Genomic DNA, 16,859 nt, shown 5'->3' on the forward strand with positions numbered 1-16,859 from the left:
GAAACCATTTTCCCAATGACCGTCCCCAAAGAAAAAAACCGCTGCCCTTGGTGTTTGGGCTTTCCTGAGTATGTGACCTACCACGATACCGAGTGGGGAGTGCCTGTCTACGATGATCGAATTCATTTTGAATTTCTGGTACTGGAGAGCGCCCAGGCGGGGCTGAGTTGGGCGACGATCTTGAAGAAAAGGGAGGGCTACCGCCAAGCCTTTGCGGATTTTGACTACAAAGTCGTAGCTGAATTTCCTGAAAGCTATGTCCAGGAATTACTTCAGAATCCGGAAATCATCCGAAACGTACTGAAGATCCGCGCTGCGATCAACAATGCCCAACGCTTCATGGAAGTGCAAAAGGAGTTTGGTTCTTTCTCGAACTACATCTGGGGATTCGTAGGTGGGAAGACCATCCAAAACTCCCTAAGAACAATGGGTGGAGCACAGGCCACCACGCCGGAATCCGACCTGTTGGCCAAAGATCTCAAGAAGCGCGGCTTCAAATTTCTCGGCAGTACGACCATCTACGCCCACATGCAGGCCACAGGATTGGTCAATGATCATCTGGTGGACTGTTTCCGCTATGCCGAGGTGAAGAAATAAGTGAGGGAAAGAAAGGCAGGGCCTGATTTATTCCAAGCTCCGGCTTAAACCGGACAAAAGCCATCGCGCCACCAACATTCAAAAACATATAGTGCATCCCGTTCGATTACAACTCCTGGCAGGCAAGGCTTGGTCTCGATCTACACCGTATCCTTCCCATCGGTGATCTCCAAAGAGTCGGAAAGCTAAATCCTTCTACCCCTTTACAGCTCTGATAATCAAATCAAAGACGCCGGTCGGCTGGATCTTCCCAGTGGAATTTAGGCCTTTGTCCGAGACAAAAAGCGGCTTGTCCAAGTCCGATTCCGGGATGCGGCCATGAGCGCCTTTGACCAAAGTCGCATCGAGGGGAATCACATCCATCAGATACCGGAAACCAAATTTTTTCTTCAGGACCTTGCCGCCTACTGTCAGCAGGGGGATCTTGATCGATGGATTCAAAAAAAGCTCGACCGGATCATAACCCGGCTTGCGGTGGATATCTACACAGCGGGCGTAGTCCGGAGCCTTGGCATCGTCCAGCCAGAAGTAGTAGGTAAACCAAGAATCAGCATCTGCGATTACGACCAGATCGCCGGCACGCGCATGGTCGATATGGTATTCCTTTTTGCCGACTTCGTCCAAGACTTTTTCAACACCGGGAGTCCTTTCGAGCAGGGATTTGACTTCCGCCAGCTTCGATTCATCGTTGACATGGATATGGGCGACTTGGTGATCTGCCACGGCAAAAGCTGCAGACGTACCGGCATCTAAGGTCTCCAATCCCAACTCGTCTTTCACCTGGATCATGCCGGCTTTTCTCAAAATCCTATTTAAGTGAACCGGCCGACTCACTGAGGTGATGCCATATTCGGAAAGCAGCAAGACCTGCGTCCCTTTCTTTTCGAAGTAGGTAATCAGATCCTCTGCCAAGGCATCGACCTCGCGCAAATCCTTGCCGATCTTGTCAAAATCTATCCCATACTTCTGCAAGCCATAGTCGAGATGCGGGATGTAGATCAGATTTAGCGTCGGGTTGTACCATTCGTCGACTTTCTTGGAAGCATCGGCGATCCATTTGCTGGAGGCGATGTTGGTATTTGGCCCCCAAAAAGAAAACAGGGGAAACTGACCGAGCTCTTGTTGCAGCCTGTCGCGGAGCTCCATGGGCTGGGAGTGGCAGTCGGGCAATTTGCGGCCGTCCTGTAGGTAAAGCGGTCTTGGCGTCACGGCATAGTCCGCGCTCGAGTACATGTTGTACCACCAAAACATATTAGCGACGGTGAAATCCGGATTTTCCTTTTTCAGGACTTCCCAGACTTTCTCAGCCTGCACCAGCTTGTTGGATTGACGCCAGAGTTTGATTTCGCATTCGTCCTGAAAATACCAGCCATTGCCCACGATGCCGTGTTCCGATGGCCACTTTCCCGTCAGGTAAACGGACTGCGCGGAGCAGGTCACTGCTGGCAAAACTGGCTCGACTACAGAACGATGGTTCTTTTCAATCCAGTTTTTGAGAAAAGGGGTATGTTCCCCGATCACCCGGGGGGAAAGTGCGACGATATCGAGGACTACTGTCTTTTTCATTCTTAGGGTTTAGAGTACTCCAAGTACGAAGTACGGTTTTCGGAATCGGGCGAGATCCCGCCTTGGGCCAATTTCAAACCTCCGATTTCAAACTATCTGTCACCCCTACGGGGTTCATTTTTAACTTTAATGCGCTTCGCTACCAAGCTGTGACCCCGCTGGGGCTATCACCTCTTAATTCCCACGGCTTACTAATTGATCCCGGCTTAGGGCAATCTCAAATTTCAAAGCTCCTATCTCAATTTATCTTTCACCCAAGCCAGTTCCCGAGCGATGGATTCTCCCAAACTTTGGCGGGTGTCTTCGGGCAAGACTTCCCAAGTGTAGGTTTCCACTTCCAAATGCTGTGTGATTTCCGGGTTGGATAAAATTTCATTGAGCACAACTGAAATGGTTTCTTGCGTTGAGGAGAATGAGCCATAGTTTTCCAGGAAAACAGGCACATGGAAGTGAATTCGCCATTCCTGCTCCTTGGTCTTTGGAAGTGTCTCCAATGCCTCCGGCAAGTCGGAATAGGACTTTAATTTTCCATCCTCCAATCGCGCAACCACCTGATGGAGGTAAGTCGATTCGGCAAAAGCCTGGAGCTTTTTCCCCAAGCTGAACTTACCATTGGCGGATACGGGGATGAAAACTTTCAACGCGGCAGAGATTTGGATCTTACCGACACGCAATCCCGCCGCCTCAAACTTGGCAAAAGTCTCTGCGGGCTCTTCGTACACGATCGCAAAATGACAGACGTCGTAGCAGACTTGGATGTGCGTTTTGATCAGCTCTTCGGCCTCCGCTTCAGAAATCCCCAGCTTTTGCGAAAGTTGAGGCTTGCCTTTTGGAAGAAGCCAGTCGCTAAACAGCCAAATCATTTCGTCGGAATTTTCCAATACCCCGTCCGGCTCCGGCTCGATATCGAGGTGGAGAAGCTTTCCGGTTTTTTGGTGAATTTTTACCAATTCTTCTACCACCTCCAACAGGTGATAGGTGGCTGTTTCCATTCCAATAGCCAATTCCTGTTCTGAACCAAACCAATGGCGGTAGGAAATCGGAGAAGTGGACATTCCTCCGTTCATGCCCGGAGGCAGGAGTTCTGATAAAATCTGCAAGGATCGAATGGTGTAATTTTTTCTTTCCGAGGTAGTCCAGTCCGGCGAATGGACTTTTTCCTTGACGATCTGTCGGTGAAAATCACCGTAGGGAAAGCCATTCAGCGTAAAGACATACGCGTTTATTTTGCGAAGCCAGACTTGAAATTCCTTCAATTTCTCTGGCTTTTCCAAAACCAAAGAGGCTTCATTGGAAAGCCTAAGACCGATTCCGAAAGAACCTTCAGCCTTTAATCTTTGCCGAACCTCCGGAATATAAATCTTGAGATTTTGAAAAGTCGCCTCCCAACTCTCGCCGGGATGAATATTGCTGCAGTAGCTGAGATGAAAACCCTTGATCTCCATAAGTTAATTTAAAAAATCAGGAAGATATCGGATCGGATTTTTCCTGAAATGACCGCAGCAAATCTACCGATTGGTGGATCAAATCCTCGTCCATCTCATGAACTTCTATCCCATACCCCAGTTTTTCCAAAAGCATAATAGTCAGCTGTCCTCCGAGATGCTCTTGGAACTCTCTGAGGCCCCGGATCAGCGTCTCGCCCCCTAGCTCTGGCGCGTAGAGGTCAAGTCCCAGCGTCTTCATCAATCGGATTACTCTGTAAAGATCGTCCTGTGAAATTCTCCCCTGCAAAAAAGAATAGGCAGAGTCCAGTGCGATGCCTATCGCCACCGCTTCTCCATGGCGAACACGAAATTCGCTCAGCTTCTCCAGCTTGTGCGCAGCCCAATGACCAAAATCCAAAGGTCGGGAAGAGCCAAACTCGAAGGGGTCCTTGCCCGCAATGTGATCCATGTGCATCTGGGCGCTGCGGATGATGTGGGTCTTCATGGGCTCCATCTCACGTTTTGCCAAACCCTCCGCATTGGCTTCCAACCACTCGAAAAAGCTCAAATCTTGGATCAAAGCCACTTTGATAGCTTCCGAGATTCCAGCCCGCCAGTCCCGGTCGTCGAGCGTCTTGAGGAAATTGAAATCATTCAAAACTGCGTTGGGAGGCGTAAACGTTCCTAGAAAGTTCTTTTTACCATAGGCGTTGATGCTGTTTTTCACGCCAACAGCAGAATCATTTTGGGACAAAACGGTAGTAGGGATCCGAATCAGACGAATGCCACGATGGGAGATCGCTGCCGCAAAACCCACCATGTCTAAAACGGCTCCACCGCCGATCACGGCGATGTAGGAATGTCGGTCGATGCCATATAGGTGTGTAGCCTCCACCACCTGTTGATAAAGCTCTGGGTCGTTTTTGCAGGCTTCACCTCCCACCACGATCATCGGTTCGGCCGCCAGGGTAAACACATCCTCGTATACCTTGGAGTAGCTTTTCAATGCTTCAATCAGCCCGGGATGGGTGTCGGTCACACCGCTATCGAGGACGAAGAGGACTTTGGGAACCCGTGCTCCCCGAAGCACATCCGCCAGCATCGTGTTTTGGGAATCAAATAGACCTTCGGTGAAACACACCGGATATCGGAAAGGAACTGAAAAGGTCTGTTCGAGAATCGTATTCATGGGAAATCAAAAGGTGTTTTTGGGCTAATGTCGTCTTGATTGACAATTTTGGGGAGAAAGCGCTTTATTGCCGTCTCAGGTTACGGCAAATTTTTTGGCTAACCAAAGGGATATAGGAAGAAGCAGCAAAACGATGATTCCAACGGGCCAGCCTGAAAACGCCGCAGCAATCGACGCGTTGACGATGATGAGTGAAATCACCGCTGCTTTCACCGACTTGCCGATAAACTTGGGCTCCTGCGTCTGTATCGCTTTCATCAACGGCGGCACGATCATATACGCAAGCAAAGCCAAAAAGGGCAACACCTGCAGATATCTATAGCCTTGGATATAGGCCATTGCAAAGATTGCCAGGAAGATTGACCCATACATCATACCTCCGAAATACAAGGCCTTCCTGTTCTTGCCATGAACCTCCCCACGGCTGATCATCGTAATCGCCGCAACGTAAATCAGGGGAATCAAACCGATCATCCAGATTTTTTCCAATACCTCGGGAGCCACGCTGATACCCAGGAGCAGATTTCCAGTACGACAAAGCCCCATATTGATGGGACCGAGGAAGCTTTGATGCTTACCCCAATAGTCATAAAGAACGGCCAAAACAGCCACTGCCAAAGCCAAGCCGGCGGAAATCCAGTTGACCTGCGCGGCGCAGATAACTCCAAAAGCCAATAGGGCAGTCGACATGACCGTCGCCTTTGACTTGGAGACTCGCCCACTCGGAATCGGTCGCTCAGGACGCTCAATCGCATCCAATTCGGCATCTGCCACGTCGTTGAACGCCACTCCTCCAGCATACAATCCGATTGTACTCAATGAAAGCCAAAGCAAATTCCACCAAAACGTCTGCTCACCATACGCATAGTCGGTGACCATATAATCCCAAGCCCCAGCAACGGCAAAACCCGCCCAAATATCTGCGATCGCGGTGATCACATTGGCTGGGCGGGTCAGTTGGAGGTAAGCGAATATTCGGCTCTTTCCCATGGATTAATTTTCAACACGGTCGGCAGGCCCTTCCACTCGGGGCAGCTGTCCACCACGCAACACGGAGTTTCCTCCCAGTTTCTTGGTCTGGTCGATAGGAGCAGCATTCAGCCAATCCCCTTCGTCCATCTGCCCACTGAGACCAAAGACAGTGAGCGCATTTTGGTAGGTGGTCAGGCGCACGTGCTCTTCCGGGATTCCCATCTTGCGCATCAGATTTGCCGTCTTTGGCACAGCCAAAGGATCAGAAATCCCCCAATCCGCTGCGGAATTGACGATAATACGCTCTGGGCCGTACTGCTTCACGATCTCGACCATTCGCTCCGAGCCCATCTTGGTATGTGGATAAATGGTAAATGCCGCCCAATAGCCTCTATCGAGCACTTCCTTGACAGTTTCCTCGTTGTTGTGATCCACGACCACCCACCCTGGATCCATGCCGTGCTCGTCGGCCACATCCATGGAGCGGGTCGTTCCTTTCTTCTTGTCGCGGTGGGGAGTGTGGATAAGTACTGGTAGATCGACTTCTTTTGCCAGCTCCAGCTGCAATCTATAAAAGCGGTCTTCTGCCTCAGTCTGGTCGTCATAGCCGATCTCACCGATGGCCACGACACCTTCTTTTCCTGCATAAAGTGGCAAAAGCTCCATCACCTGCTCCGCCAAGGGTACATTGTTGGCCTCCTTGGAATTCAGTCCCATAGTGCAATAATGCACGATCCCAAACTGGCTGGCGCGAAATCGCTCCCAGCCTACGAGCGTGCTGAAGTAATCCTTGAATGAACCCACTTCCGTACGGGGCTGACCCAGCCAAAAGGCCGGCTCGATGGTGGCCACGATACCCGCTTTGCGCATCGCTTCGTAGTCGTCCGTGGTGCGGGACACCAGGTGGATATGGGGATCTATGTACATTTCCATTTTTTCGGAATTAAGAATTAACAAAGTTAAGAGATTTACCAAGCCAGCTATGCTAGGCTGTCCTGCTGGCTAGAAAAGGGCTAGGCCCGCTTCTCCTGGAAGTCGGAGCCCAGCTTTTCCCAAGTGATCTCCCCGTATTCGATGGCCATTACCTCCTCGGATCGGGACTGCAGAAGTTGCTTGACTTCTTCGGATTTGCATTGATACAAGGCCAAAAGGCCCGCCTCCACCTCCATTTGGTCTTCGGATTTTAGCACTTTCTTCAGATCGGCAAAGAACCGTTCATTGATAAAAGGAACGACAAGGCGCCAAAGTTCCGGCATGACGGGTCTCCCGGCAGCCCATCGCTCATGGGCAAAGTCGGAAGCGATATCTGCCAGAGCCTGATTGCGTCGCTCGTCCAGCTTTTGGATCCGATAGAGCGGACGCTGCATGAAGATGGACTTCAGCACGAGCTGGTTCCAATTGGCTTCGGGGAAATACTTGGCGGGAAAGGGATTGTTGAGCGCGATGGCATCAAAAATCAAGGTCATGTTAGTCCTGCAACCGTCAATGGCACGAGGCAGCAGGTCATCGGGATAGGGCATCAGGGGCAAGGCGGCGTACAGGGCCTGCTGCTCATACATGTCTCCCGTCTCGAAAAGTTGATTGATCACCTCCAGCCACTTCGCTTTTTCCCCTGGGAAACTCAGCATCAGGACAGTTCGGGCAGCTTGAAGTTCATTCCAAAACGCCGGCTCGAACCCCGGGACAATTGCGTTGGCTCGGCTTTCATCGGCTTCGTCCAGCTTTAGACTTTCTTTTTTGAAAAAGCGGGAAGCCTGCGAAAAGGCCAGGAAAAACTTCGAAGCAGCGACCCCCGAAGCGATTTTTTCCACTTGGGTCTCCAGCCAATCCAAGGATTTTTGGGCTGCATTGCGGGATAGTAGTCCCATCAGAAATTCCTTCGACTCAATCTGTACGCTCATGTCTTTTCTACTTTCTATACCGGCTTTAAAGTAAATCCAAAAGTTGCACAAAAGCCAAGCGTAATTAGAAGGACTGGTACAATGCGGCCGTTTTCTGAGTAAAATCAGGGTTAAGGTTAGAAGAAGGTTTGGTTTTTTGGTTCTCAGAGAATTTGGACAGCTTCCATGCTGACGCAACATTTGAGAAGGACAATTTCACTTTTGATTTGTCTCCCGCTACGATCTTTTTTTTTATCACAACGTGCGGAGGCGCTGGACAGGAAGGCTGCGTCTTGGCGGCTTCGCGAGATATTTTTATTTTTCTTGCAAAGACACAGAGCCGCCAGGACCATTTCTTCCGCCCAACAAAGTCCCTTGGAGACAAAGGAAAAGGCTTGCCGAACCAAATGGCCTGAAGATACATTCTCCTCACCAACGCTGGACAAAATTGCCCCAGATGAACAGATGGGCTATATTAACCGCGGATTCTATAAGAATCAGAGCGGTCTCACTCCATGCTTGAGACCTTAATTTTCTCAAGTTCTCAAAGATTGAAGCAAAAACCCCAATGAACATCAACCTCGAGAAGATGCTGGCCGGGGAGATCTACGATACCCGCGACCCCGAGCTTTTGAAACTCTATCATCAAGCGCGTAGACTTACCCAAGAATACAACCGCTCGGAGAGCAGCACCGGGAAAACCGGGAACGCATCTTGGCTGAACTGCTGGGCAAAAAAGGCGAAGGGGTTTGGATCGAAGCACCCTTTTTCTGCGACTTTGGAAAAAACATCGAGATCGGTGAAAACACCTTTGTCAACATCAACTGTATGTTTCTCGACGACAACCTCATCCGGATCGGAAGAGATGGCCTGATCGCCCCCTACGTGCAAATCTACACGGCAGTACATCCGCTGAAGGCCTCCGAAAGCATCTACCACAACGAGACGACCACTCGATTTCACACTTCCACCAAGCCCGTAATCATCGGTGACCAGGTCTGGATCGGCGGCAACGCGGTGATATGCCCCGGCGTGACCATAGGCCACAACGTCACGATCAGCGCAGGTTCGGTCGTGACCAAAGATATCCCCGACAACGTACTTCTCGGCAATCCATGCAGGGTCGTCAAGTCTCTGGAATAGCTCTTTTCGCCCAATACTCCACCAACGGTTAAAAGTAATCGTATTTCAGTACTTAATTTGCCTTCCAAACTATAACTAGCTATGAGAAAAATCTACTTCTATGGCCTTGGTTTACTCCTGATGCTGGTTGGCACTGTCCAAGCCCAGGATCCGGTAATCGAAGCCATCATCAAAGAAGCCAATGACAACTCCCAACTGGAGAATCTGGCTCACGAACTATTAGACGGCATCGGCCCTAGATTGGTCGGCTCCCCACAGATGCAAAAAGCCCACGACTGGGCTGTGCAGCAGTACGGCACTTGGGGCATCGAAGCCCAAAACGAAAAATGGGGCGAATGGAGAGGCTGGGATCGTGGCATCACGCACATCGACATGGTGGCTCCCTGGACTCGCTCGCTTTCCGGCATGCAACTGGCCTGGAGCCCGGCTTCGCCAAAAGGCGGCGTGACTGGTGAAGTCATCGTTTTGCCTGAGTTTGCCGATGCGGCAGCCTTCGAAAAATGGCTCCCTTCCGTCAAAGGAAAATACGTCATGATCTCCGCTCCTCAGCTGACAGGCCGTCCGGACTACAACTGGGAGAAATGGGCTACTGAGTCATCTTTCGAAGCAATGAAAGAAGAAAGATCCGCAGTCGACAAAGCTTGGATGGAAAGAACCGAGAAAACCGGCAAGGACCGAAGAAGTCTCCCTGTCGCTCTGGAAGACGCCGGTGCTGCCGGAGTCATCACCTCTTATTGGTCTAGAGCCTTTGGAGCGAACAAAATTTTCTCCGCATCTACCAAGAAAGTGCCGACCGTTGACCTTTCTCTGGAAGATTACGGAATGCTATTCCGCCTGGCGGAAAGTGGCAAAAAGCCCCAAATCCACCTGAACGCCCAGTCCAAGGAAACAGGCGTACAGCCTACCCAAAACACCATCGCCCAGATCAAAGGCACCGAAAAGCCTGAAGAATATGTGATGCTCTCTGCCCACTTCGACTCTTGGGATGGCGGCACCGGCGCGACCGACAACGGTACCGGTACCATCCTGATGATGGAAGTGATGCGAATCCTGAAGAAAGTATATCCTAATCCTAAGCGTACCATCTTGGTTGGCCACTGGGGTTCCGAAGAGCAGGGACTCAATGGCTCCAGAGCATTCGTGGAAGACCATCCTGAGATGATGGAGAAAATCCAGGTGCTCTTCAACCAGGACAACGGTACTGGCCGAGTGGCCAATCTATCTGGACAAGGCTTTGTGGACAGCTACGAGTACCTCAGCCGCTGGATGAACAAAGTGCCAAGAGAGATTACCAAAGACATCGAGACTTCTTTCCCGGGCAATCCCGGTGGCGGAGGTTCTGACTATGCTTCCTTCGTAGCTGCAGGCGTGCCAGCCTTCAACTTGAGTTCCCTGAGCTGGGACTATGGCACACAGACCTGGCATACCAACGTGGACACCTACGACAAGGTGGTCTTTGACGATGTGAGAAGCAATGCGATCCTAGCCGCGATCATGGTCTACATGGCTTGCGAGGAGGAAAACATGGTCTCTAAGGAAGTGCGTATCCCGCTGGATTTCCGCAGCGGCGAGCCGACCTCTTGGCCAACACCCCGCTCTCCAAACAGAAAGGGCGGCTTGGACTAAGCCGATCTCCATTCGCAATATTGAAAAGTCCCGCCGAAGCGGGACTTTTTCGTTTGGGTATAGCTTCGGTCTTCAATCTCCGGTCTCCCAGCCCCTATTCCAAATACCTCCTCGCCCACTCGATAAAATACGGCCAGTTTGGGCCGACGGTATGGCCTCCCTCATGCTGTCGGAAAGCCAAATCCCCATCCACCAAAGTTTGGATAGGAGGAAACTCGGAGACAGACAGCGGCTTTTTGCCCAACAAGTCATAAACCGGCCCAGCCAGCACAGCCGCGTCAAACATCCCCTTGCCGTCGATCCACTGACCCTCTACGGTCGGCGAACCCACGGAAATAAACATCGGCCTAGGCGCACAGAGCGCGATCAGCTCATGCGCATCCACAGGCAGGTCGTCCTGATCCAGCGGCCCGGCATATTTGATGAAGTTTGGAGCAAACCAATGGTACTCTCCGGAGGAGGCGAGGTTTTCGATCTGCTCCCCAAAAACCCTTCGAAGCAACTTCGCCCCCCCTGCCCCAGAAGAACCGATCAGTCCTACTGCAAATCGCTCATCATAAGCCATGGCAACCAAGGCCGCCTTGCCGTATCGGGAAAGTCCCTCAATAACCACTTGATCGCCATTGATTGCTGGGTCATCTTGTAATAAGTCCAGCGTACGACTCGCTCCCCATGCCCAGGCTTTCAAGGTTCCCCAGTCATCCAGCTTTCTGGGCTCGCCCTGATTCATCAAACCAATAATCCCAGATCGTAAGCCTGCTCCGTTGTCCGGCTGATAGCTGGTTGGGATAAGCACCCCAAATCCCCAGCCCTCCGAAAGCACTTGTTCCTGCCAGCTTGGGCCTGGAGGAGCCGGAGGTCTTTGCATCCCTACTGGCCAGACCCATCCAAACTCCAAGACCAAAGGAACCGACTTATCCACATTTTTTGGCACCGCATATTCAAAATCGATCGCCACCGAAATGGAAGGATAGTCGGAGTTATCCACAATTCCTTTCATCCTCCGGTAGACTGCTAGCGTGTTTCCAATCAGCGTATCTTTCTCCAAAATCAGCTGCCATTGAACAGAAGGGAGGTTTTCTGGAGTTCTACCATACATCTCTCGATCAAAGAGTTCAACCAATTCAGTTTTCCGCTTGTCCCAATCCTTCGCTTTTTTGACTGGTTTTCCACTTTCGAAAACCAGCGGATCAGGTACATTTTCGTAGTGAACTTTACTTTCATCTGAGTTGGCGGCATTAGGTGCCTGAGGATTTCCGGAGGGCCCGGGCCTGAGACTTTCGATCCCAAGTTTTTGCATCATAAGTTGATGATCGGCCTGGCTGAGTCTATTCAAACTATCCCGCTGCTGTTGGGACATTTGGGCAAAACAAAATGGTACAATAAGTAAGAGTACTGCAAGAATAGAAAGTTGTCTACGCATTTGATTTTGGGCTTAAGGACTTAAAAGCTAACGCATTTCAATGAATAACCGCGAAAATTCAGACTAAGAAACTATAAAGCTTTCTGCCATTTTGAAAGGCTTGGATGCTTCGGTATCTTCCCCAAACGACAACCTTATGAAGAAGTCCATCCTCTTTTTTTGCATTGCTGTTATCTGGTCCCCGACCTTTGCCCAAACTGCCGCAGACTACCTTTCTGCCCCCTTCCCTACTTATATGACGGCCGCACCGGACGGCAAATCAATCGCTTGGATTTTCAACGATCGAGGTGAGCGAAATGTCTTTTTTGCGAAAGCACCCGAATTTAAGACAGAAAAATTGACACATGATCAAGGCGACAATGGCTTGGATCTAGGCCCCTTGGTTTTTTCCCCCGATGCAAAAACTCTTCTTTTTGTCAGAGGGAACTCCAGAAATTCCGCCGGACAAGCGGCAAACCCAGCCCAACTGCAACAGAATACAGACAAGAAAATCTACAGTCTTGACTTAGAAAGCGGTAAAAGCCGATGGTTTGCACCAGGAGCCTCGCCGACTTTCAGCCCTGACGGGAAAAGCGTCGCCTACCTTATGGGCGGAGCGGTCTATTTCAAAGCTAGTGCTGACACCACGGATTCCATTGAGCAGTTGTTCACAGCTAGAGGAAGTGCATCCATGCTTTCCTTTTCGCCTGACGGAAAATACTTGGCTTTCATGTCTGGGCGCGGGGATCATTCCTACATCGGGCTATGGGATTTTGAGAATAAGAAACTAACCTATCCAGAAGCTAGCTTAGACTTCGATGCCTATCCGACTTGGAGTCCTGACGGGAAAAGGTTGGCCTATCTCCGGATTCCAAACATCCTAAATCTATTACCCTTCACATCTATCACGGAGGCAAATCCCTGGAGTATCCGAATTCTGGACCTTGAAACCATGAAGGCAGCGGAAGTATGGAAAGCCGATCTTGGAAGAGGCTCCGTCATGGTAGACGATCTACCAGCCCAAGCGGAGCGGCTTTGGTGGACGCCCGACGGTTCCTTGGTTTTCCCATGGGAAAAGACCAATTGGATGCAACTCTACTCCATCAACCCTCAAACCAGGGAAGTCAAGCACCTGACTCCGGGAGCTGGACAGGTAGAATGGGTTCACCAATCCTTTACGGGAAACTCCCTGCTGGTCATGCACAACATCGGAAACACGGAGCGAAGACAGGTTTCCAAATTGGACTTATCCACATTTGAATTGGCGTTGCTCAGTGACACGACGTCTATCGACTGGGGAGCGGTGGCGCTGGCTGATGGAGTGGCCTATTTTTCTTCTTCTTGGAATCGACCGGGATGGCCGATGATTCAATCAAGGGGGAAAACTAAGCTGCTGGCTGAGGAGCTATTCCCAACAGCTTTCCCCAAAGTCCACAGCAAACCAGAGTCCATCAGAATCGAGGCGTTGGATGGATTTGAGTCATTTGGACAGCTTTTCCTTCCAAAAGACTATGATCCAAACAATAAATATCCCGCGGTGATATTCCTCCACGGAGGTTCTAGACGCCAGATGCTTCTCGGATATAACTATAGCATGTATTATTCACATACTTATGCCACTCAGCAGTACTTTGCATCTCAGGGATACATCGCCCTATCACTGAATTACCGAAGTGGGATTGGTTATGGAATGGACTTTCGTGAGGAAGATAACTATGGAGCAGGTGGAGCTAGTGAAGTTCAAGATGTAATGGCGGCAGCGGATTATTTAGCAGCAAGGCCGGATGTGGATAAGTCCCGAATTTCACCTTGGGGAGGCAGCTATGGCGGCTTTCTGACAGCACACGCTTTGTCACAGGCACCAGAGAAATTCAACGTCGGAGTAGACATTCACGGAGTCCACAATTGGAATAACGACATCCCAGTATTTGCGTCTTGGTACGCGCCAGAAAAGTTTCCCGAGATGGCTGATTTAGCCTATAAATCATCCCCGATGAACTATGTGGATAACTGGAAAGATCCAGTGCTACTTATTCATGGAGATGATGACCGAAATGTGTTGTTTTCAGAAAGTGTCGAGCTCGCCGAAGTCCTTCGAAAACAGGGAGTTCACGTCGAGCAAATCGTCTATCCCGATGAAGTTCACTCCTTCCTTTTACATCGAAATTGGGTGAGGACCCTAGAGGCAGCCTTTGAATTCATCAACAAATATTCTTTGACGAAATAGGGGTTTAGCTATAGCGAAAAGAACTAAGAATGTGAAAAAGACCCCCCAGGTTTTGAAATCCTACTAGGTCTAAAATCAGAGTTTTGTTCCAGAATGCCTACCTCACCGAAAACTTATAAGTACACGTCTGGGCGTACTTTTCTCCCGGTTTAAGGATTGTCGAAGGAAAGGCTGGTTGATTCGGCGAATCAGGAAAGTGTTGGGTCTCGAGGCAAAGTGCCGCGCGATAGTTATACGGCTTTCCACCTTTTCCCTTGATCGATCCATCGAGGAAGTTTCCCGAGTAAAACTGAATTCCCGGCTCCGTGGTCCAAACCTCCATTCCGATTCCGGTTTGCGGAGCAAAGACCGTCGCAGCGAGCTCCAGCTCTCCTTCTTTCTTTTTATCCAAAACCCAGTTGTGATCAAACCCTCCACCGAACGTGAGCTGTTCGGTGGTCTCGGATATGTCTTTGCCAATGGCTTTTGCTTTTGTAAAATCCATCGGCGTGCCAGCCACTGGGTCATTCGTCCCAAATGGAATCAGGGTGCTGTCCACCGGGGTGTATTTACTGGCCACCAGCTGAAGCTCATGGTCGAGAATGTCGCCGACTCCCTCTCCGTTTAGATTGAAGAAGGAATGGTGCGTCAAATTGACGGGAGTTGCTTGGTCGGTCTCGGCTTCGTAGGTGATCTTGAATTCGTTTTCCTCGGTCAGGAAATAGCTCATCTTCACCGTGAGATTTCCGGGAAAGCCTTCTTCCCCGTCTTTGGAGAGGTACTGGAATACGACGTGGGAATCGTCGGACTCCACGACCGTCCAGTTGACGTTGTGAAAACCACCCGGCCCGCCGTGCAGCGTATTTTGGCCGTTGTTGATCGGAAGGGAGTACGTTTTCCCATCCAGTTCAAACTTGCCCTTGGCAATCCGGTTGCCGTATCGTCCGATGGCAGTTCCCAAAAAGGGCTCAGCCGAACCCAGATATTCCTCCGGCGTATCGAAGCCGAGAACGATGTCAACCAGCGTCCCGTTTTTGTCAGGTACCCACAGATTCATGACGCGGGCCCCGAGCGTGGTGACCTGCATTCTGACTCCTTTTGCATTGGTCAACGTGAGGATCTGATAGGAACTCTGAAAGGGAGTGATCAAAGGCTCCTTCGTCTCGGCGGGCTTCTGGGAACAGGAGCTGGCGAAAAAAAGGGCAGAAAAAGCTGCGACAGAAAGTATGCGATAAGTCATTGTAGTGTGTTTAGGCGGGATTCAGAATTCGATTCCCCAATTTCTAGTGAGTTTAAAACTATTCGTAGATGATTCGTACAGATTTAAAATGTGCCTGAGCAGTAGGAGCACCCTTGGCCACCAAACCCAGGCGAAAGCCCATGCCCCAAGGTACCAAATGCCTGACATCCTGCTCGGGACCGACTTGAATAATCTTGCCGTCTACGGAGACCGAGGTCGTCATGAGATAACCTGCTTTCATGCTCAGGATCAGTTTCACTTCCTTGCCGACAGGAAGGGATTCGGTGGCGATCTCTTTGGTCTTTTGGTCGATTGTCTCCCAGAGGGTCACCTGGTCTCCCTTAACCGAAACGCCCATTCCAGCCACGGGAGCACCAAACTTGTTGCTCGCTCCACCGATCACCGCCAGTCCTCCGGCAGCCTCCGCATTTGGAATCAGGATCGCTTCATAGCGGTAGTCCAAGGTTTTGCTGCCTTGTACCAGGAGTGTCCCTAAGTTTTCATTCTCCTCCGAAGCCTGGAGCAGCAGCCCTTTCTTCCCAGTCTCAAAGTGAATATCCTGCGTCACCCGCCACTGCCAAACTGGGTCTAGGCGCTTTTTGAAATCATCGGTAAACTCCAGGGAGGCCATGCTGCGGGTGTAGCTCTCATCGTTGGTGAAAACCGGCCAGTCGTCACTCGTCCATTCGACTTTCTGAAGGACTCCCTGGCGACCCACATAGACGCTGCCGGTCGTATTGTAGGCGTGATTGAGCAACCAAAGCTCACCGTCCTTCTCGACAACGGTGCCATGGCCGGGACATTTCCAGCTCGCGTTGTCCTGGATCACGGGATTCTGCTCGTATTTTTCCCAAGGGCCAAGTAGCGATTTGCTTCGTGCGACGCCAGTCACGTAGTCGCAGTCGATTTCACAGCAGCCCCGGGCCGAGTAGGTCGCATAGAAGTAGCCGTTTTTGCGGAAGATGGCGATCCCCTCTACCAATCCGCCTTCCCAAGGCTGATCGTTGCGGAAGAGCTCGTGCATCTCACCGATCAGCTCAGTTCGCTCTTCATTGATCTCCTGCGCCCACATCGGAGTCTTTTGACCGCGGCTGTTGCCGTCTTCTTTCCACAGAAGAAAAAGCTTCCCGTTCTCATCGCGAGCTTCGAAGGCATCAATCGAACCGAGTTCCTGAGCGACAAGCGGGCCATGATCCGCAAATTTTCCATCGGGACTGTCCGCACTTGCCACGGCCACACTCAGGCGGTTGGTCGCTTTATCCCGTGCGGTGTAGTACGCGTAGATTTTGTCCTGCTTCTCGTCGTAGGAAAGCTCCGGCGCCCAGAAGTTATTTTTAGCCCAAGTAGGGGCCCCTTCGGGAAAGACATAGTTGATCAGCTCCCAATTCTCCAGATCGGCGGATTTGAAGATGGGAAAAAGCGGCGCCCATTCGTTGGACGTCGCAGAGGCATAGTAGAACTTGCCAATCTTGACCACCGTAGGGTCGGGCCTATCTCCAGCTAAAACCGGGTTTGGAATCCCATTCCCCTGCGCAAAAGCTTGCTGCATCGCAAACGCGAGCACAAAAAGGAGCAGTAGGCTCTGGTGCATTTTGGTATATCGACTCATAC

At 50.8% G+C, this 16,859-nt stretch carries 13 protein-coding genes and 1 pseudogene; 5 read left to right on the plus strand and 9 right to left on the minus strand.

Annotated elements, in window-relative coordinates; translation table 11 throughout:
* Positions 1-15 precede the first annotated feature (15 nt).
* Entirely contained in the window at positions 16-597 is a 582-nt protein-coding gene (locus ABD031_RS01730) for a DNA-3-methyladenine glycosylase I (RefSeq protein WP_343848069.1), read from the plus strand.
* 195 nt (positions 598-792) lie between these two features.
* On the opposite strand, the gene ABD031_RS01735 is transcribed toward ABD031_RS01730, so the two are convergent.
* The 6 genes from ABD031_RS01735 to ABD031_RS01760 all read right to left on the minus strand — a co-directional run bounded on the left by ABD031_RS01735 (position 793) and on the right by ABD031_RS01760 (position 7,652).
* Positions 793-2,163 carry an alkaline phosphatase family protein gene (locus ABD031_RS01735; RefSeq protein ID WP_343848070.1) on the minus strand — a complete coding sequence of 457 codons (1,371 nt, stop codon included), beginning with the start codon at positions 2,161-2,163 and terminating at the stop codon, positions 793-795.
* A 233-nt stretch (positions 2,164-2,396) separates the two neighbouring features.
* Positions 2,397-3,608 carry a metabolite traffic protein EboE gene (eboE, locus tag ABD031_RS01740; RefSeq protein ID WP_343848071.1) on the minus strand — a complete coding sequence of 404 codons (1,212 nt, stop codon included), beginning with the start codon at positions 3,606-3,608 and terminating at the stop codon, positions 2,397-2,399.
* Between the two features lie 16 nt (positions 3,609-3,624).
* Positions 3,625-4,779, minus strand: coding sequence for a 3-dehydroquinate synthase (locus tag ABD031_RS01745; RefSeq protein ID WP_343848072.1), 1,155 nt, complete (start codon positions 4,777-4,779; stop codon positions 3,625-3,627).
* A gap of 75 nt (positions 4,780-4,854) precedes the next feature.
* A complete protein-coding gene (eboC, locus tag ABD031_RS01750; RefSeq protein ID WP_343848073.1) occupies positions 4,855-5,769 on the minus strand; it encodes a UbiA-like protein EboC in 915 nt (304 codons plus the stop codon).
* A gap of 3 nt (positions 5,770-5,772) precedes the next feature.
* Positions 5,773-6,684, minus strand: coding sequence for a TatD family hydrolase (locus tag ABD031_RS01755; protein ID WP_343848074.1), 912 nt, complete (start codon positions 6,682-6,684; stop codon positions 5,773-5,775).
* An 80-nt stretch (positions 6,685-6,764) separates the two neighbouring features.
* Positions 6,765-7,652, minus strand: coding sequence for an EboA domain-containing protein (locus ABD031_RS01760; protein ID WP_343848075.1), 888 nt, complete (start codon positions 7,650-7,652; stop codon positions 6,765-6,767).
* 568 nt (positions 7,653-8,220) lie between these two features.
* On the opposite strand from ABD031_RS01760, the pseudogene ABD031_RS01765 reads away from it, so the two are divergent.
* The 3 genes and pseudogenes from ABD031_RS01765 to ABD031_RS01775 form a co-directional block, all read left to right on the plus strand.
* Positions 8,221-8,271, plus strand: a pseudogene (locus tag ABD031_RS01765) (hypothetical protein); the annotation flags it as partial.
* A gap of 74 nt (positions 8,272-8,345) precedes the next feature.
* On the plus strand, positions 8,346-8,774 hold the full coding sequence (locus ABD031_RS01770) for a sugar O-acetyltransferase (RefSeq protein WP_343848076.1): 429 nt from the start codon (positions 8,346-8,348) through the stop codon (positions 8,772-8,774).
* Positions 8,775-8,855: 81 nt separating this feature from the next.
* Complete coding sequence (locus tag ABD031_RS01775; RefSeq protein ID WP_343848077.1) at positions 8,856-10,400, plus strand: M20/M25/M40 family metallo-hydrolase; 1,545 nt, start codon at positions 8,856-8,858, stop codon at positions 10,398-10,400.
* A 94-nt stretch (positions 10,401-10,494) separates the two neighbouring features.
* On the opposite strand, the gene ABD031_RS01780 is transcribed toward ABD031_RS01775, so the two are convergent.
* Positions 10,495-11,703 carry a glucuronyl esterase domain-containing protein gene (locus ABD031_RS01780; RefSeq protein WP_343848078.1) on the minus strand — a complete coding sequence of 403 codons (1,209 nt, stop codon included), beginning with the start codon at positions 11,701-11,703 and terminating at the stop codon, positions 10,495-10,497.
* Between the two features lie 256 nt (positions 11,704-11,959).
* Between ABD031_RS01780 and ABD031_RS01785 the strand changes: the two genes are divergently transcribed.
* The gene (locus ABD031_RS01785) at positions 11,960-14,029 is read left to right on the plus strand and encodes a S9 family peptidase (protein WP_343848079.1); all 2,070 of its coding nucleotides are present in this window, start codon (positions 11,960-11,962) and stop codon (positions 14,027-14,029) included.
* Between the two features lie 97 nt (positions 14,030-14,126).
* Here ABD031_RS01785 and ABD031_RS01790 read toward each other — a convergent pair whose 3' ends face one another.
* Positions 14,127-15,248: an aldose epimerase family protein gene (locus ABD031_RS01790; RefSeq protein ID WP_343848080.1), complete on the minus strand. Its 1,122-nt coding sequence runs from the start codon at positions 15,246-15,248 to the stop codon at positions 14,127-14,129.
* A 58-nt stretch (positions 15,249-15,306) separates the two neighbouring features.
* On the minus strand, positions 15,307-16,857 hold the full coding sequence (locus tag ABD031_RS01795; RefSeq protein WP_343848081.1) for a glycoside hydrolase family 43 protein: 1,551 nt from the start codon (positions 16,855-16,857) through the stop codon (positions 15,307-15,309).
* Positions 16,858-16,859 lie beyond the last annotated feature (2 nt).

The sequence above is a fragment of the Algoriphagus jejuensis genome (assembly GCF_039523455.1).
In the GTDB taxonomy this organism is placed as follows: domain Bacteria; phylum Bacteroidota; class Bacteroidia; order Cytophagales; family Cyclobacteriaceae; genus Algoriphagus; species Algoriphagus jejuensis.